The 16,652-nt window shown below is 71.0% G+C and carries 15 protein-coding genes; 3 read left to right on the forward strand and 12 right to left on the reverse strand.

Going from position 1 to position 16,652, the window contains the following annotated elements:
- Positions 1–79: 79 nt before the first annotated feature.
- The 10 genes from ruvB to pgsA all read right to left on the reverse strand — a co-directional run bounded on the left by ruvB (position 80) and on the right by pgsA (position 8,684).
- Positions 80–1,150 (reverse strand): Holliday junction branch migration DNA helicase RuvB, encoded by a 1,071-nt coding sequence (ruvB, locus tag ACIQAC_RS20175; RefSeq protein ID WP_402192972.1) that lies wholly within the window; start codon positions 1,148–1,150, stop codon positions 80–82.
- 118 nt (positions 1,151–1,268) lie between these two features.
- Positions 1,269–1,874, reverse strand: coding sequence for a Holliday junction branch migration protein RuvA (ruvA, locus tag ACIQAC_RS20180; protein WP_402192974.1), 606 nt, complete (start codon positions 1,872–1,874; stop codon positions 1,269–1,271).
- Positions 1,871–2,473, reverse strand: a complete 603-nt coding sequence (gene ruvC, locus ACIQAC_RS20185) for a crossover junction endodeoxyribonuclease RuvC (RefSeq protein ID WP_402192975.1) — start codon at positions 2,471–2,473, stop codon at positions 1,871–1,873. The genes ruvA and ruvC overlap by 4 nt, the downstream gene beginning before the upstream one ends.
- A 205-nt stretch (positions 2,474–2,678) precedes the next feature.
- Positions 2,679–3,431 carry a YebC/PmpR family DNA-binding transcriptional regulator gene (locus ACIQAC_RS20190; RefSeq protein WP_402192977.1) on the reverse strand — a complete coding sequence of 251 codons (753 nt, stop codon included), beginning with the start codon at positions 3,429–3,431 and terminating at the stop codon, positions 2,679–2,681.
- A 48-nt stretch (positions 3,432–3,479) separates the two neighbouring features.
- The gene (gene pdxT / locus ACIQAC_RS20195; protein WP_402192979.1) at positions 3,480–4,085 is read right to left on the reverse strand and encodes a pyridoxal 5'-phosphate synthase glutaminase subunit PdxT; all 606 of its coding nucleotides are present in this window, start codon (positions 4,083–4,085) and stop codon (positions 3,480–3,482) included.
- Between the two features lie 6 nt (positions 4,086–4,091).
- Positions 4,092–5,006 (reverse strand): pyridoxal 5'-phosphate synthase lyase subunit PdxS, encoded by a 915-nt coding sequence (gene pdxS / locus ACIQAC_RS20200; protein ID WP_402192980.1) that lies wholly within the window; start codon positions 5,004–5,006, stop codon positions 4,092–4,094.
- A 135-nt stretch (positions 5,007–5,141) separates the two neighbouring features.
- Entirely contained in the window at positions 5,142–5,684 is a 543-nt protein-coding gene (locus ACIQAC_RS20205) for a hypothetical protein (protein ID WP_402192982.1), read from the reverse strand.
- Between the two features lie 215 nt (positions 5,685–5,899).
- Positions 5,900–7,069 carry a glycosyltransferase family 4 protein gene (locus tag ACIQAC_RS20210; protein ID WP_402192984.1) on the reverse strand — a complete coding sequence of 390 codons (1,170 nt, stop codon included), beginning with the start codon at positions 7,067–7,069 and terminating at the stop codon, positions 5,900–5,902.
- On the reverse strand, positions 7,066–7,983 hold the full coding sequence (locus ACIQAC_RS20215) for a phosphatidylinositol mannoside acyltransferase (protein WP_402192985.1): 918 nt from the start codon (positions 7,981–7,983) through the stop codon (positions 7,066–7,068). The genes ACIQAC_RS20210 and ACIQAC_RS20215 overlap by 4 nt, the downstream gene beginning before the upstream one ends.
- Positions 7,980–8,684, reverse strand: a complete 705-nt coding sequence (gene pgsA / locus ACIQAC_RS20220; protein ID WP_402192987.1) for a phosphatidylinositol phosphate synthase — start codon at positions 8,682–8,684, stop codon at positions 7,980–7,982. The genes ACIQAC_RS20215 and pgsA overlap by 4 nt, the downstream gene beginning before the upstream one ends.
- 283 nt (positions 8,685–8,967) lie before the next feature.
- Here pgsA and ACIQAC_RS20225 point away from each other — a divergent pair, with 283 nt between their 5' ends.
- Together ACIQAC_RS20225 and ACIQAC_RS20230 are read left to right on the forward strand one after the other, a co-directional pair.
- Entirely contained in the window at positions 8,968–11,163 is a 2,196-nt protein-coding gene (locus ACIQAC_RS20225) for an elongation factor G-like protein EF-G2 (protein WP_402192988.1), read from the forward strand.
- Positions 11,164–11,422: 259 nt separating this feature from the next.
- Entirely contained in the window at positions 11,423–13,084 is a 1,662-nt protein-coding gene (locus ACIQAC_RS20230) for a hypothetical protein (RefSeq protein WP_402192989.1), read from the forward strand.
- Between the two features lie 50 nt (positions 13,085–13,134).
- On the opposite strand, the gene ACIQAC_RS20235 is transcribed toward ACIQAC_RS20230, so the two are convergent.
- Positions 13,135–13,698: an HIT family protein gene (locus ACIQAC_RS20235; RefSeq protein WP_402192991.1), complete on the reverse strand. Its 564-nt coding sequence runs from the start codon at positions 13,696–13,698 to the stop codon at positions 13,135–13,137.
- 66 nt (positions 13,699–13,764) lie between these two features.
- Here ACIQAC_RS20235 and ACIQAC_RS20240 point away from each other — a divergent pair, with 66 nt between their 5' ends.
- The gene (locus ACIQAC_RS20240; protein WP_402192993.1) at positions 13,765–14,421 is read left to right on the forward strand and encodes a potassium channel family protein; all 657 of its coding nucleotides are present in this window, start codon (positions 13,765–13,767) and stop codon (positions 14,419–14,421) included.
- A gap of 33 nt (positions 14,422–14,454) precedes the next feature.
- Here ACIQAC_RS20240 and thrS read toward each other — a convergent pair whose 3' ends face one another.
- Positions 14,455–16,431, reverse strand: a complete 1,977-nt coding sequence (gene thrS, locus ACIQAC_RS20245; RefSeq protein ID WP_402192995.1) for a threonine--tRNA ligase — start codon at positions 16,429–16,431, stop codon at positions 14,455–14,457.
- Between the last annotated feature and the right edge of the window lie 221 nt (positions 16,432–16,652).

The raw sequence follows: 16,652 nt of genomic DNA on the forward strand, positions 1-16,652 counted from the left end.
GGAGTCTAAGCGAGTCCGCGCGCATGGAACAACGCTCAGCATGGCACTCGGGTTCCTGAGCGGGCCAATGCGCTCGCCGTCACGTCCCGAACAGGTCCCCTTGTCCGTTTCCCACAGGCCCCGTGCGGGGCGGTGTGAGGCCGAGATGCGCCCATGCCGCCGGGGTCGCGACCCGGCCGCGCGGCGTACGGGCCAGCAGGCCCTCGCGGACCAGGAAGGGCTCGGCGACCTCCTCGACGGTCTCGCGCTCCTCCCCCACGGCCACGGCCAGCGTCGACAGCCCGACCGGTCCGCCGCCGAACAGCTTGAGCAGCGCCTCCAGCACCCCCCGGTCCAGTCGGTCCAGGCCCCGGGCGTCGACCTCGTAGACCTTCAGCGCGGCACCGGCGATCTCGCGGGTGATGCTTCCGTCGGCCTTGACCTGCGCGTAGTCCCGGACGCGGCGCAGCAGCCGGTTGGCGATACGGGGGGTGCCGCGGGAGCGGCCGGCGATCTCGGCGGCGCCGTCGGTGTCGATCTCGACGTCCAGCAGGTTCGCCGAGCGGTGGATGACCCGCTCCAGCTCGGTGGGCTCGTAGAACTCCATGTGCGCGGTGAAGCCGAAGCGGTCGCGCAGCGGGGGCGGCAGCAGGCCCGCGCGGGTGGTGGCCCCGACCAGGGTGAACGGGGGCAGCTCCAGGGGGATCGCGGTGGCGCCGGGGCCCTTGCCGACGATCACGTCGACGCGGAAGTCCTCCATCGCCATGTACAGCATCTCCTCGGCGGGCCGGGACATGCGGTGGATCTCGTCGAGGAAGAGGACCTCGCCCTCCTGGAGGGAGGAGAGGATCGCGGCGAGGTCGCCGGCGTGCTGGATGGCGGGGCCCGAGGTGATGCGGATGGGGGCGCCCATCTCGGCCGCGATGATCATCGACAGGGTGGTCTTGCCGAGGCCCGGGGCGCCGGAGAGCAGGACGTGGTCCGCGGTGGCGCCCCGCGCGCGTGCGGCACGCAGCACGAGGTCGAGCTGCTCGCGGACCTTCTCCTGGCCGATGAACTCGTCCAGGTCCTTGGGGCGCAGCGCGGCCTCGACGGCCTGGTCCTCACGGTCGGCGACAGAGCCCACCAGCCGCTCCGCGTCGGAGCTGTCGGTCGGTTCGTCCCAGTTCACTGAAGGTCTCCTAGCAAGGGCGTGCCGGGCGGGGCCTGTCGGCCGGGTGCCGCCGCGCGGCGCCGGGTCCACGGTGGGCGCCGGGTCCCTGGTGAGCGGCGGGGCGCGCGGCGGGTGGTCAGCGGGCTCTGTTCAGGGTCTGGAGGGCCGCCTTGAGCAGGGCTCCGACCTGGGGTGTTCCCTCGGCGGCTTCGGCCTGCGGGGTGACGGCGGCGACCGCCTCGTCGGCCTCCCGTGTGGCGTAGCCGAGGCCGATCAGGGCGGCGTGCAGCTGGTCGCGCCAGCCCGAGGTGACCGGGGCGCCGATCGCGGGGGCGCCGATCGGCTCGCCGAGCCGGTCCCGCAGTTCGAGGAGGAGTTTCTGTGCGCCCTTCTTGCCGATGCCGGGCACCGCGGTGAGGGCCTTCTCGTCGGCGGTGGCGACGGCCCGGCGCAGTCCGTCGGGGCTGTGCACGGCGAGCATCGACTGGGCGAGCCGGGGGCCGACGCCACTGGCGGTCTGGAGCAGCTCGAACACCTGCCGCTCGTCGTCGTCCACGAAGCCGTAGAGCGTCAGGGAGTCCTCGCGGACGACCAGGGAGGTGGCGAGCTTGGCGGGCTTGCCGAGGCGGAGTGTGGACAGCGTGTTCGGCGTGCACTGGACGGCCATGCCGACCCCGCCGACCTCGACCACCGCGGCGTCCGGAGCGAGGGCGGCTACCGTGCCACTGACGAAGGCGATCATGCCGTACGGCCTTTCGATGCGGTGGTTGATGCGGTTGATGCGGTGTTTGATGCGGCGGCCGACGCGGCGGTGGCCGCGGCTGCCTTCGCGGTGTGCTGGGCGACGGCCTGCTGAAGGCGGTTCTGCGCGGGGGCGCGCCAGATGTGGCAGATGGCGAGCGCGAGGGCGTCGGCGGCGTCGGCCGGCTTGGGCGGTGCGTCGAGCCGCAGCAGGCGGGTGACCATGGCGCCGACCTGCGCCTTGTCGGCGCGGCCCGAGCCGGAGACGGCGGCCTTGACCTCGCTGGGCGTGTGCAGCGCCACGGGGATGCCGCGCCGGGCGGCGCACAGCATGGCGACCGCGCTGGCCTGGGCGGTGCCCATCACCGTACGCACGTTGTGCTGGCTGAACACACGCTCCACCGCGACGACTTCGGGGTGGTGGCGATCCAGCCATTCCTCGATGCCCTGCTCGATCGCGACGAGCCGGTGGCCGAGGTCGGCGTCCGGGGGTGTGCGGACGACGCCGACACCGAGCATGGTGAGCGGCCGGCCCGCGACCCCCTCGACGACACCAACACCGCACCGTGTCAGACCGGGGTCCACCCCGAGTACCCGCACCGGCCCCTCCCCTCTTCGCGGCTGAGCCGCCGCCGCTCTCGCGGACCTGGCTGAGCACCGCCAGGGTTCCTCCATCGACGGCTGGGGTCCGTGGGCGGTGATCTTCTGAGTCACGCCAGGCTATCTGCTGGCACTGACAACAGCGGCGGGCCGTGGGGACGTGTTGTCCCTCCGGCCCGCCGGATCCGCTCAGCCCGCGGCAGCGTTACGCGTCGACCTTCTCCATGACCTCGTCGCTGACATCGAAGTTGGCGAAGACGTTCTGCACGTCGTCGCTGTCCTCGAGAGCGTCGATCAGCTTGAAGATCTTCTTGGCGCCGTCCTCGTCCAGCTCGACCTGCATGGTCGGGACGAAGTTGGCCTCGGCGGAGTCGTAGTCGATGCCGTTGTCCTGGAGCGCGGTGCGGACCGCGACCAGGTCGGTGGCCTCGCTGATCACCTCGAAGTTCTCACCGAGGTCGTTGACCTCCTCCGCGCCCGCGTCCAGGACGGCACCGAGGACGTCGTCCTCGGACAGCTCGCCCTTGGGGACGATCACGACGCCCTTGCGGTTGAAGAGGTACGACACCGAACCGGGGTCGGCCATGTTGCCGCCGTTGCGGGTCATGGCGACGCGCACGTCGGAGGCGGCACGGTTGCGGTTGTCGGTGAGGCACTCGATGAGCACCGCGACACCGTTGGGGCCGTAGCCCTCGTACATGATCGTCTCGTAGTCGGCGCCACCGGCCTCAAGACCACCGCCGCGCTTGACCGCGGAGTCGATGTTCTTGTTCGGGACCGACTGCTTCTTCGCCTTCTGGATGGCGTCGTAGAGCGTCGGGTTGCCCTCGATGTCGACGCCCCCCATCCGCGCAGCGACCTCGATGTTCTTGATCAGCTTCGCGAAGAGCTTGCCGCGTTTGGCATCGATCACGGCCTTCTTGTGCTTCGTCGTGGCCCATTTAGAGTGGCCGGACATCTGCCTGTCTCCTTCGCGTAACCAATCTCTGTAGGAACGCCTGAGATCCTACAAGGACTCTGCCACCCGCTTGCCGCGCACCATCTCGACGAACAGCGCGTGCACACGGTGGTCGCCGGTCAGTTCCGGATGGAACGACGTGGCGAGCGCGTGGCCCTGGCGGACCGCGACGATGTGCCCCTCGTGCTCGGCGAGCACCTCGACCGCGGCGCCCACGGACTCCACCCAGGGGGCCCTGATGAAAACGCCCTCTACAGGATCGCCCCCGACGCCCCGGACGTCGACCGCCGCCTCGAAGGACTCGTTCTGGCGGCCGAAGGCGTTGCGGCGCACGATCATGTCGATGCCGCCGATCGTCTCCTGGCCGGAGCGCGGATCGAGGATCTTGTCGGCGAGCATGATCAGGCCGGCGCAGGTGCCGTAGACGGGCAGACCCTCCCGCACGCGCGTGCGCAGGGGCTCCATCACGCCGAAGAGCACGGCCAGCTTGGAGATGGTGGTCGACTCGCCGCCGGGAACGACCAGGCCGTCGACCTCGGCGAGTTCCTCGGGGCGCCGCACCGGCCTGGCCACGGCGCCGGCCGCGGCCAGGGCCAGCAGGTGCTCCCGTACGTCGCCCTGGAGGGCCAGGACCCCGATCACGGGTGTGCTCATCAGGGACTACCAGCCGCGGTTGGCGTAGCGCTCGGTCTCGGGGAGGGTGTCGCAGTTGATGCCGACCATGGCCTCGCCGAGGTTGCGCGACGCGTCCGCGATGATCTTCGGGTCGTCGTAGAAGGTGGTGGCCTTCACGATGGCGGCGGCGCGCTTGGCCGGGTCGCCGGACTTGAAGATGCCGGAGCCGACGAAGACGCCCTCGGCACCGAGCTGGCGCATCAGCGCGGCGTCGGCCGGGGTGGCGACACCGCCGGCGGAGAAGAGGACCACCGGGAGCTTGCCCAGCTCGGCGACCTCCTTGACGATCTCGTACGGGGCGCGCAGCTCCTTGGCGGCGGCGTACAGCTCGTTGTTGTCGTAGCCGCGCAGGCGGGCGATCTCGTTCTTGATCTGGCGCAGGTGGCGGACCGCCTCCACGACGTTGCCCGTGCCGGCCTCGCCCTTGGAGCGGATCATCGCGGCGCCCTCGGCGATACGGCGCAGGGCCTCGCCGAGGTTGGTCGCACCGCAGACGAAGGGGGTGGTGAACGCCCACTTGTCGGAGTGGTTGACCTCGTCGGCCGGGGTCAGCACCTCGGACTCGTCGATGTAGTCGACACCGAGGGACTGGAGGACCTGGGCCTCGACGAAGTGGCCGATGCGGGACTTGGCCATCACCGGGATCGAGACGGCCTCGATGATGCCCTCGATCATGTCCGGGTCGGACATCCGGGCCACGCCGCCGTCCTTGCGGATGTCGGCCGGGACGCGCTCCAGGGCCATGACGGCGACGGCGCCCGCGTCCTCGGCGATCTTCGCCTGCTCCGGCGTGACGACGTCCATGATCACACCGCCCTTGAGCTGCTCGGCCATCCCGCGCTTCACACGCGCGGTGCCGGTCTCGGGGGTCTGGGCGGAGTCGGGAAGCGTGGTGGACACGGGTATGACCTCACTCGGCGAAGTAGGACTGTGCTGGACCGAGGAAACGTGAGGCGAGCAGTCCACAGCAAGGGCCAATGAGGAGGCGGTGGATCGTTTTCCCGCGTGTCGCGCCGAAGTGGCCGCCCGTTCCGGTCAGGCCGCGCGGTCCACCAGTGCCGCCGGAGGCTCGTCGTCCATCTCGAAGGCCATCGGGAACGGGGCGTGGCCCGCCAGCCGGAACCAGCGCACCTTGCGGTGCTCCCGCAGCCGCCGCGCGGCGCCCACGGCGTCGTTGTGGAACCGGCGCGCCATCGGGACCCGCCGTACGGCCTCCGTCAGTTCGTGCGCCGCGGACTCCCCGCCGGGGGCCTCGCGTACGCCCTCGACCTGCTGCGGCTCCGCGAAGACGGCCCGCAGGGCCTGGCTCAGGTCGCTCTCGGCGACCTCGCGCTGTTCCTCCTCGGCCTGCCGGGCCGCGTGCGCGGACTCGTACAGGACGATCGACGCGGCCGGGTCGAGGACGCCGGACGTGGCCAACTCCTGTGCCACGGAGGCCCGGCGCAGCAGCTGGGCGTCCAGTGCGGCGCGGGTGGCGTCGATGCGCGCGTGCAGGCGGTCCAGCCTGCCGGCGGTCCAGCTCAGGTAGAGGCCGATCGCCACGAGGGCTACGAGGATCCAGATCAGGGTTGCCGTCACGGGCGGTTAGCCTATGCGCTGCCTGGGCCCTGGCGGTGCGGGTGATGTTGGCGGTGCCCTCGCCTCCGTCCGGGGGCTGCCGCCCCCGGGCCCCCGCCTCGGCCCTGGACGGGCCTCGTCCTCAAACGCGGGACGGGCTGGAAGTACCGCCCCCGGCCCGAGAAGCGGCGCCCTAGGTCTCGGTAGCGGCGCCCTCGGTCTCGGAAGCGGCGCCGTCAGTCTCGTACGAGGCCCAGCCGTGCCCTCAACCCCGTCCCCGGCGCCCGCTCGTCCGTCGCCACCGCCGCCGCGCCCGCCGTCACCGTCTCGTACACCGACAGGATGTCCGCGCCGACCGTCGACCAGTCGAAGCGGCGGACGTGGGCGCTGCCGCGTTCGCGGAGTTCGGTGCGGCGGGCCGGGTCGGACAGCAGGCGCAGGGCGTTCTTGGCCAGGGCCTCCGGGTCCTCGTTGGTGAAGAGTTCGCCGGCCGCGCCCTGGTCGAGGACCTGGGCGAACGCGTCGAGGTCGGAGGCGAGGACCGGTGCGCCCGCTGACATGGCCTCGACGAGGATGATGCCGAAGCTCTCGCCGCCGGTGTTGGGGGCGACGTACAGGTCGACGCTGCGCAGGAAGCGGGCCTTGTCCTCGTCGCTGATCATGCCGAGGAACTCGACGCGGGAGCGGAGTTCGGCCGGCAGCCCGGAGACGGCCTGCTCCTCGTCGCCGCGGCCGGCCACCAGCAGCCGGGTCTGCGGGCGCTCGGCGAGTATCCGCGGCAGGGCACGCATCAGCACCGGCAGGCCCTTGCGGGGTTCGTCGATCCGGCCGACGAAGCCGATCGTGTCGCCCTGCCAGGCGGGATTGGGCTCCGCGCGGGCGAAGAAGTCGACGTCCACGCCGTTCGGGATGACCACGGCGTCGCCGCCGAGGTGCTCGACGAGGGTGCGCCGCGCGTACTCGCTCACGGCGATCCGGGCGCTGATCTTCTCCAGCGCCGCCTGGAGGATGGCGTAGGCGGCGATCATCGCGCGCGAGCGCGGGTTGGACGTGTGGAACGTGGCCACGATCGGGCCCTGGGCCGCCCAGCAGGTGAGCAGGCCGAGAGAGGGCGAGGTGGGCTCGTGGATGTGCACGACGTCGAACGCGCCGTCGTGCAGCCAGCGCCGCACGCGCGTGGCGGACAGGAAGCCGAAGTTGAGCCGGGCCACCGAGCCGTTGTACGGCACCGGGACGGCGCGGCCCGCGGAGACGACGTACGGCGGCAGGGGGGTGTCGTCGTCGGCCGGGGCGAGGACGGAGACCTCGTGTCCGAGGCGGATGAAGTACTCGGCCAGATCGCGGATGTGGAACTGGACGCCGCCCGGCACGTCCCAGGAGTACGGGCAGACGATGCCGATTCTCACGTGCTCTCCCCGCCCGACGTACGGGGTTCGAGATCCTTGACCCACAACCGCTGAAGCATGTGCCAGTCCTCCGGATGCTCGGCGATCCCCGAGGCGAAGGCATCGGCCAGCGCCTGTGTCATGACAGACGTCTTCTCGGTGCGGGTACCTGACTCGGGTACCTCGATCGGGGGATGCACCTGCCCCCGCATGATGGGCGAGCCGTCGTACCAGAGGGTGACGGGCAGCAGGAGACAGCCTGTCTGCTGGGCGAGCAGTGCGGGTCCCGCGGGCATCCGCGCGGTCTCGCCGAAGAAGTCGACCTCGACACCGGACGCGGACAGGTCGCGGTCGGAGACCAGGCAGACCAGGCCGCCGTCGCGCAGCCGCCTGGCGAGCGTGCCGAAGGCCGTGCCGCCGCTGTGCGGCAGGACCTCCATGCCGAGGCCCTCGCGGTAGGCGACGAAGCGGTCGTACAGCGTCTCCGGCTTGAGCCGTTCGGCCACCGTGGTGAACGGGGTCTTCAGTTCGGTGGTGACCCAGGCGCCGGCCAGGTCCCAGTTGCCCAGGTGGGGCAGCGCGAGGATGACGCCCCGGCCGGAGGCGAGGCCGTCGGTGAGGTGGTGCACGTCCTTGACGGCGAAGCCGGTCCTGATCCGCTCCGGGCTCCAGGCGGGCAGCCGGAAGGACTCCATCCAGTAGCGCAGGTACGAACGCATGCCCGCGCGGGACAGTTGCGCGAGCCGCTCGGGGCCCGCGTCGGGCACCACGCGCGCGTAGTTGCTCTCCAGGCGCCTGACGCCCTTGCCGCGCCGCTTCCAGGCCAGGTCGGCGACCGCGTTGCCGAGCCGGACCGCGACGGGCTCGGGGAGCTTCTTCACGGTGCTCCAGCCGAGGCCGTACAGCGCGTCGGTCAGTCGCTCCCGTGTGCTCATTTCGCCGCCTCGCTCCCGTGGGAGGCGTTCTCCTGGGCCGTGGCGCCGGGCGCGGCGTCCTCGGCCGCCTCCGCCTCCGCCTCGGCCGACTCGCGGCGGACCGTGACGACCCGCTGGACGAGTGTCACCAGGCTGCCGACGGCCACGATCCACAGGGCGATGGGCAGCAGTACGTGGATGCCGGGCACACCGAACGTCTCGAAGCCGGCGAGACCGGCCGCGACCAGCGAGATCACCAGGCGCTCGGCGCGCTCGACAAGACCGTTGACGGCGACCGGCAGGCCGATCGACTCGCCGCGCGCCTTGGTGTACGACACCACCTGGCCGCTGGCCAGGCAGAAGATGGACACCGCGCACAGGACGTTGTTGTCCCCGTTGCCCGCGTACCAGAGGGCGAAGCCGCCGAAGACGGCACCGTCGGCGACCCGGTCGAGGGTGGAGTCGAGGAACGCGCCCCAGCGGCTGGAGCGGCCGAGCTGGCGGGCCATGTTGCCGTCGACCAGGTCGGAGAAGACGAAGAGGGTGATCACGATCGTGCCCCAGAAGAACTCTCCCCTGGGATAGAAGACCAGCGCGCCCGCCATCACGCCGGCGGTGCCGATCAGCGTGACCGTGTCGGGGCTCACGCCCCGCCGGATCAGAAACGCGGCGAAAGGAGTGAGGACACGCGTGAAGAATGCACGCGCGTACTTGTTCAGCATGGCCTTCCCGAGGGTCTCTGGCGCCGCCCGGCCCTGCTGGCCGCCGGCTGGCCCATCGTAGCCACGCGCGCGCTTGTACGACCGCCGGGCACCCACAGCGGGTGACGGTGTGCGGCGAGTGGCCCGCAGGGGGCGCCCGGAGGCGGGTTCGCGTCGCTTGTATGGACGCACCGTGACGGGAGTGGAAAGCTCGAAGGACCGCGGGCGTCGAAGGAGCCGCCACCGCACGCGGCCCCGCGTGTCCGCGCCCTCGACGACCTCACCGCGCACGGGAGGCAAGGCCATGGGCGACAAGGCGAACGCACATCCCGGAGCCGCCGGCAGAGCAGCGGCGGCCGACCACCCCACATCCGTACGGAATGTCGTGCTGGTCGGCCACTCCGGCTCGGGCAAGACGACTCTGGTGGAGGCTCTCGCGCTGACGGCGGGGGCACTGAACCGGGCGGGCCGCGTGGAGGACGGCGCGACCGTCTCGGACTACGACGAGATCGAGCACCGTCAACAACGCTCGGTACAGCTCTCCCTGGTGCCGGTCGAGTGGAACGGCATCAAGGTCAACCTCCTCGACACACCCGGATACGCCGACTTCGTCGGGGAACTCAGGGCCGGTCTGCGAGCCGCGGACGCGGCCCTTTTCGTTGTCTCCGCCTCGGACGGCGTGGACGGCTCGACCCGCATGGTGTGGGAGGAGTGCGCGGCCGTCGGTATGCCGCGCGCCATCGTGGTCACGCACCTGGAGTCCGCGCGGGCGGACTTCGGGGAGATGACGCGGATCTGCGCGGAGGCCTTCGGCGCGGACGACCCGGACGCCGTACTGCCGCTGTATCTGCCCCTGCACGGCCCCGCCGGTCCCGACGGACACGCCCCGGTGACCGGGCTGATCGGGCTGCTGTCACAGACCCTGTTCGACTACTCGTCCGGCGCGCGTACCGAGTCCCAGCCGGGCGCCGACCAGCTGCCGCTGATCGAGGAGGCCCGCAACCGGCTGATCGAGGGAATCATCGCCGAGAGCGAGGACGAGACCCTCATGGACCGGTACGTCGGCGGCGAGCCGATCGACGTCAAGACACTCGTCGACGATCTGGAGCGGGCCGTCGCGCGCGGCATCTTCTTCCCCGTCCTCGCCGCCGCCCCCGCGGCCGCCGGCGCCCGTCAGGGCCTCGGCACGGTCGAGCTGCTCGAACTGGTCACCGGCGGGTTCCCGACGCCGCTGGAGCGGCAGGCGCCCCGGGTCACCACGGTCGACGGCAGGCCGCGCGAGCTGAAGCTGTGCGATCCGGGCGGTCCGCTGGTCGCCGAGGTCGTGAAGACGGCGTCCGACCCGTACGTCGGCCGGGTCTCGCTGGTGCGGGTCTTCTCCGGGACGCTGCGGCCCGACGAGACGGTGCACGTCTCCGGGCACGGGCTCGCCGACCGCGGACACGAGGACCATGATGTCGACGAGCGCGTCGGCGCCCTGTCGGCCCCGTTCGGCAAGCAGCAGCGGGTGCTGTCGCACTGCATCGCGGGCGACCTGGCGAGCGTGGCGAAACTCAACCGCGCGGAGACCGGCGACACCCTGTCGGCCAAGGACGACCCGCTGCTGATGGAGCCCTGGCAGATGCCGGACCCGCTGCTGCCGCTGGCGATCCAGGCGCACAGCAAGGCGGACGAGGACAAGCTCTCGCAGGGCCTGTCCCGGCTGGTCGCCGAGGACCCGACCATGCGCCTGGAGCAGAACCAGTCCACCCACCAGGTCGTGCTGTGGTGCCTGGGCGAGGCGCACGCGGACGTGGCCCTGGAACGGCTGCGCACCCGGTACGGCGTCCAGGTGGACCTCGTACCGCACAAGGTGTCGCTGCGGGAGACGTTCGCGGACCGGTCGGCCGGGCGCGGGCGGCACGTGAAGCAGTCCGGCGGGCACGGGCAGTACGCGATCTGCGAGATCGAGGTCGAGCCGCTGCCGAACGGCTCGGGGATCGAGTTCGTCGACAAGGTGGTCGGCGGGGCGGTGCCGCGGCAGTTCATCCCGTCCGTCGAGAAGGGCGTACGCGCCCAGGCCGGCAAGGGGGTCGCGGCCGGCTATCCGCTGGTCGACGTACGGGTCACGCTGCTGGACGGCAAGGCGCACTCCGTGGACTCCTCCGACGCCGCGTTCCAGACGGCCGGCGCGCTGGCGCTGCGCGAGGCCGCGTCCGACACGAGGATCCATCTCCTGGAGCCGGTCGCCGAGGTGACCGTGCTGGTCGGCGACGACTACGTGGGCGCCGTGATGAGCGATCTGTCCGGGCGGCGCGGCCGGGTGCTGGGCACGGAGCAGACCAGCGGCGGGCGGACGCTGGTCCGGGCCGAGGTGCCCGAGATCGAGATCGGCCGGTACGCCGTCGATCTGCGCTCCCTGTCGCACGGCACGGCGCGCTTCGACCGCGCGTACGCCCGGCACGAACCAATGCCCCCGCAGGTCGCCGAACGGGTCCGCGAACAGGCCGGAGACGGCTAGGAGTTGGGCCCGGACGGGCACAAGTCCCTCTGGGGCGGGGGCTCGCGGCCCCACGCCACGGGGCGCGTTCCGGAACGCTCCGCTCCTGACCGGCGGGCGGCTTCGGTCGTCCGCCGACGGATGTCAGTGGCTGGGGATACGCTGATCACGTGATCGGGTGGGGTGATCGTGCGGAACGTACGACCGGCCAACAGGTGTGCGAGGCGCGGAAGTCGGGAAGTGCCGCAGAGGCGACAGTGCGCGGCGATCGGGGGCGGGAATGACCGTTGACGGCGGTTACGCGGACATCTTCGGACCACAGGTGCCCCGCACGGGCGACGGCGGGCAGGCACCGACGTCGGCGCTGGCCTCGGCCGCCTACCGGGACGGCCCGGTGGAGGACATCAAGAAGGCCGACAACGACTGGCACCAGTCGACGGTGAAGCCGGGCCGCAAGTGGGCGGCGATCTTCCGGCCCAACCTGGGCGAGGCGTTCTCCCGCGCGGTGGTGGACCGGATGCTGGGCAAGGGCCGTGCGCCGCTGATCCAGTCCTTCGGCGCCGAGCCCCAGGTGGTCGTCGAGCACTGCCTCGCGGCCAACCGGATCCGGCGCGAGCGGGACAACAGGCTGACCGCGATCACGGTGGTCTGCGGGCTGCTGTTCCTGCCCGGCATGCTGCTGTGGCTGCTGGTCTTCCAGATCCGCGCGACCATCGACCGGCGGGACGACAAGCGGGCGTCCGCGCTCGGCACCGCGTTGCTGGTGGCCGTGGGCGTGCTGGCCGTGATCTTCCTGGTCCGGATGCCGTTCGACGGCTTCTGGGGCTGGTACGCGCGGGCGACGGTCGTGATGCCGGTGATCGGCTGGTTCTGGGCCAAGCGGATCTGCGAGTACACCGCGAAGGACCTCCGCGAGCGCTGGGACAGCCTGCTCTCCGGCGGCAGCGTCGGCGCCAAGGTGCCCGAGGCGGTGCCGACCAACCCCGGCGAGACCGCGGCCGAGCAACTGCGCCAGTCGCTGGCCCGGCTCAGCGCCGAGCAGCAGTCCAACTCCGTGTTCTACGCCGGCCCCAAGGGCATACTCGGCATGGGCACCCGCTGGGGCGCCTGGCAGCTCGCCGAGGACCTGGTGCCGAAGGACTCCGACCGGGAGATCCACCCGTTCCGCAGCTGGGACGTCATACGCTCGATCCACGACCAGCTGCGCATGCTGGAGCGCGGCCCGCTCAACACCGGCGGTTTCCCCAAGCCTTCGATACGCCACTGGATCGTGACCCCGATCGGGGAGAACGCCAAGGGTGTGTCCCGCCCGGAGGGCACGGACGTCGAGGCCTTCCAGATCAAGCAGCACGCCATACAGGACATCTGCAACAAGCAGCAGTTCGGCGCCGGCGACCGGCACTACCTCGGTGTGCAGTGGACACTGTGGGACGGGCAGTTGGTCATCACCATGCTGATCACGGTGACCGTACTGCACGCGACCCTGCGCATCGAGGTGACCGGGCACGCGCTCGGCCCGGTGAACTCCCTGTTCACGACCAAGTCCGAGGCGCCCACCAAGCAGGTCCAGAAGTCGCTCAAGCCGTGGGAGAACCGCACGGTGAAGCTGCCCCTGGTCTCGACCAACGAGGTGGTACGGCTCGCGGTCCGCGCGCCCCTGACCTGGTATCCCCCGCTGCTGAACTGGCTGGGCGGCTCGGTGGGCCTGCCCGAGCCCTTCGGCCTCCGCCACGCCTGGGCCGACCAGCCCTGGCGCCACCGCTTCATGGCCGACGACGCGCTGCGCGCCGCGACCCCGGTCCTGCGTGTGGTCCACTCCGCGGCGATCCGCGTCCTGGAGGAGAACGGCGTGGACACCGACAAGTTCGGCGCCCGCTCGGCGTTCCTGTCCTCGGCGGTCCAAGACCCGTCACCGCGGAAGGCGGACCTGTACGACGCGTAGCACGAGGGGGCCCGGCGACCGCGCCGGGCACCGGCGTACCACGGTTCGCCTCAGGCCGCGGAGGGCCAGGCATCCGCCAGCATCTTGCGGGTGTCGGCCAGCAGTTGCGGCAGCACCCGCGTATGCCCCACGACGGGCATGAAGTTCGTGTCCCCACCCCAGCGCGGCACGATGTGCTGATGCAGATGCGCGGCGATCCCGGCCCCCGCCACACTCCCCTGGTTCATCCCGATGTTGAACCCGTGCGCGCCGGACGCCGTCCGCAGGGCGGTCATCGCCTGCTTCGTCAGCTCCGCCAGCTCCGCGGTCTCCTCGACCGTCAGATCGGTGTAGTCGGCGACGTGACGGTAGGGCACGGTCATCAGATGGCCGCCGTTGTACGGGTACAGGTTGAGCACCGCGTACACCTGCTCGCCGCGCCTGACGATCAGCCCGTCCTCGTCGGATTTGGCCGGCAGCGAGCAGAAGGGGCAGCCGTCCTCGGCACCCGGACCGCTCGGCTTGTTCTCGCCCTGGATGTAGGCCATCCGGTGGGGCGTCCACAGGCGCTGGAACGCGTCCTGCGTCCCCACTCCGATCTGCTGCTCCGGCTCACTGGTCATGCAGGAGAGCATATGGCTTCGCCCGTTCGCGGCGTGTCGCCGGGGCTCGCGGAAAGCCACCCCGGCCAAGCTGGCCCGATGGACGACACCGGCCGCGCGGCCCGCTGGGAGGACCGTACCGAGTTGCCGCTCGCCGTGGCGTCACTCGTCTACCTCGCCGCGTACGCGATCCGCGTTCTGGCGCCGGGTCTGGCCCCGGTGTGGCGGGACCTGTGCCTGGCCGTGCTGCTGGCGGCCTGGGCGCTGTTCGCCGTCGACTACGCGGTGCGCTGGCGGCTGAGCGGCCACGGCCCGGGCTTCGTACGGACCCATGGCCTGGACACCCTGGTCCTGCTGTTGCCGCTGCTGCGCCCGCTGCGGATCGTCCGGGTCTACGACGCCGTACAGCGCCGGCACGGCAGACCACGCCTCCCGCTGTACGGGCGGGTGATGGTCTACGCGGGCCTGGCCACCGGCCTGGTCGGATTCGCCGGCGCGCTCGCCGTCTACCACCAGGAGCGCGGCGCCCCGGGCGCGACGATGCGGACGTTCGGGGACGCGGTGTGGTGGACGTGCTCGACGCTGGCGACCGTCGGCTACGGCGACATCGCGCCGGTGACTCCGCTGGGCCGGCTGATCGCGGTCGCCATGATGGCCTGCGGCCTGGCCCTGCTGGGCACGGTCACGGGGTCGTTCTCGTCGTGGCTGATCCAGCGTTTCGCGCGCGGGAACGAGGAGAGGCCCCCGGGACGCTGACGTCCCGGGGGCCTGCTTCCCACCGGTGGCGGATCAGACCTGCGTCCGCTCCTCCACGACCTTCGCGATCTTCTCGATGGCCGCCTCGACGGGGATGCCGTTCTCCTGGGAGCCGTCGCGGTAGCGGAAGGACACCGCGCCGTTGGCCATGTCCTCGTCGCCCGCGATGACCATGAACGGCACCTTGGCCTTCTGGGCGTTGCGGATCTTCTTCTGCATCCGGTCCGAGGAGGAGTCGACCTCGATCCGCAGGCCCTTCTTCTTCGCGGCCGCGGCGAACTGCTCCAGGTACTCGATGTGCGCGTCGCCGATCGGGATGCCGACCGCCTGCACGGGCGCGAGCCACGCCGGGAACGCGCCCGCGTAGTGCTCGAGGAGCACCGCGAAGAAGCGCTCGATGGAGCCGAAGAGCGCGCGGTGGATCATCACCGGACGCTGCTTGGTGCCGTCGGCGGAGGTGTACTCCAGGTCGAACCGCTCGGGCAGGTTGAAGTCGAGCTGGATGGTCGACATCTGCCAGGTGCGGCCGATGGCGTCCTTGGTCTGCACGGAGATCTTCGGCCCGTAGAAGGCGGCACCGCCCGGGTCGGGCACCAGGGGCAGCCCCTGCTTCTCGGCGACCTGGCGCAGCGTCTCGGTCGCCTCTTCCCAGGCCTCGTCGGAGCCGACGAACTTCTCCGGGTCCTTGGTGGACAGCTCCAGGTAGAAGTCGGTCAGGCCGTAGTCCCGCAGCAGGCCGAGGACGAAGGTGAGTGTCTTGTCGAGCTCCTCCGACATCTGCTCGCGGGTGCAGTAGATGTGCGCATCGTCCTGCGTGAAGCCGCGGGCCCGGGTCAGGCCGTGCACGACGCCCGACTTCTCGTACCGGTACACGGTCCCGAACTCGAAGAGGCGCAGGGGCAGTTCACGGTAGGAACGGCCGCGTGCGTCGAAGATCAGGTTGTGCATCGGGCAGTTCATGGGCTTCAGGTAGTAGTCCACGCCCTCGTCGAGCTGCATGGGCGGGTACATGCCGTCGGCGTACCAGTCGAGGTGGCCCGACGTCTCGAAGAGCTTCCCCTTCGTGGCGTGCGGGGTGTAGACGAACTCGTAGCCCTCCTCCTCGTGGCGGCGGCGCGAGTAGTCCTCCATCACGCGGCGGACGATGCCGCCCTTGGGGTGGAAGACGGCGAGGCCGGAGCCGATCTGCTCCGGGATGGAGAACAGGTCCAGCTCGCTGCCCAGCTTGCGGTGGTCGCGCTTCTCGGCCTCGGCGAGGAAGTCCAGATACGCCTTCAGCTCGTCCTTCGACGGCCAGGCGGTGCCGTAGATGCGCTGGAGCATCGGGTTCTTCTCGCTGCCGCGCCAGTAGGCGGCGGCGTTGCGCATCAGCTTGAACGCGGGAATCAGGCGGGTCGAGGGCAGGTGGGGACCGCGGCACAGGTCCTTCCAGCACAGCTCGCCGGTCTTGGCGTCCAGGTTGTCGTAGATGGTCAGCTCACCGGCGCCGACCTCGACGTCCGCGCCGTCGTCGCTGGACGCCGAGCCCTTCAGCCCGATCAGTTCGAGCTTGTACGGCTCGTCGGCGAGCTCCTCGCGGGCGGCCTCGTCGGTCACCACACGACGCGAGAAGCGCTGCCCCCGCTTCTGGATCTCCTGCATCTTCTTCTCGACGGCCTTGAGGTCCTCCGGCGTGAAGGGCTTCTCGACGTCGAAGTCGTAGTAGAAGCCGTCCTTGACGGGCGGGCCGATGCCCAGCTTGGCCTCGGGGAAGAGCTCCTGCACGGCCTGCGCCATGACGTGCGCGGTGGAGTGCCGCAGGATGTTCAGCCCGTCCTCGGAGGTGATCTCGACGGGCTCGACCTCGTCGCCGTCGGCGACCACGTGGGCGAGGTCCTTCAGCTCACCACCGACCCGCGCGGCGATGATCGAGCGCTCGCCGGTGAAGAGGTCGGCGGCCGTGGTGCCCGTCGTCACCGTGCGCTCTTCCCGCTCGGAATCGCGTTGGATGATCACACGGACGTCTGACACCGGTCTCTCCTGACTGAAGGGGTCCCGCGCACACACGCAGGCACGGCAATGCCTACGGATCCTACCGACCCCCCACCCGCTACCGCGAAACGGTTAGCAGGCAGCCAAGTGGCCCCCCACCCCCAGGGGCGCGGGGAACTGCGCAACAAGCCCCCACCCACCCGCACCCTCAAACCGAAGCCCAGCCCCCACCCCCCAGGGGCGCGGGGAACTGCGCGACA

This window comes from Streptomyces sp. NPDC088387 (genome assembly GCF_044753385.1).
Classification (GTDB): domain Bacteria; phylum Actinomycetota; class Actinomycetes; order Streptomycetales; family Streptomycetaceae; genus Streptomyces.

Excerpts from the sequence above, each read along its gene's own strand:
- pgsA (WP_402192987.1), bottom strand. The coding sequence starts at position 8,684 with ATGCTGAACAAGTACGCGCGTGCATTCTTCACGCGTGTCCTCACTCCT.
- ACIQAC_RS20225 (WP_402192988.1), top strand. The coding sequence starts at position 8,968 with ATGGGCGACAAGGCGAACGCACATCCCGGAGCCGCCGGCAGAGCAGCG.
- ACIQAC_RS20240 (WP_402192993.1), top strand. The coding sequence starts at position 13,765 with ATGGACGACACCGGCCGCGCGGCCCGCTGGGAGGACCGTACCGAGTTG.
- ruvA (WP_402192974.1), bottom strand. The coding sequence starts at position 1,874 with ATGATCGCCTTCGTCAGTGGCACGGTAGCCGCCCTCGCTCCGGACGCC.
- ACIQAC_RS20235 (WP_402192991.1), bottom strand. The coding sequence starts at position 13,698 with ATGCTCTCCTGCATGACCAGTGAGCCGGAGCAGCAGATCGGAGTGGGG.
- pdxT (WP_402192979.1), bottom strand. The coding sequence starts at position 4,085 with ATGAGCACACCCGTGATCGGGGTCCTGGCCCTCCAGGGCGACGTACGG.
- ACIQAC_RS20190 (WP_402192977.1), bottom strand. The coding sequence starts at position 3,431 with ATGTCCGGCCACTCTAAATGGGCCACGACGAAGCACAAGAAGGCCGTG.
- ACIQAC_RS20230 (WP_402192989.1), top strand. The coding sequence starts at position 11,423 with ATGACCGTTGACGGCGGTTACGCGGACATCTTCGGACCACAGGTGCCC.
- ACIQAC_RS20215 (WP_402192985.1), bottom strand. The coding sequence starts at position 7,983 with ATGAGCACACGGGAGCGACTGACCGACGCGCTGTACGGCCTCGGCTGG.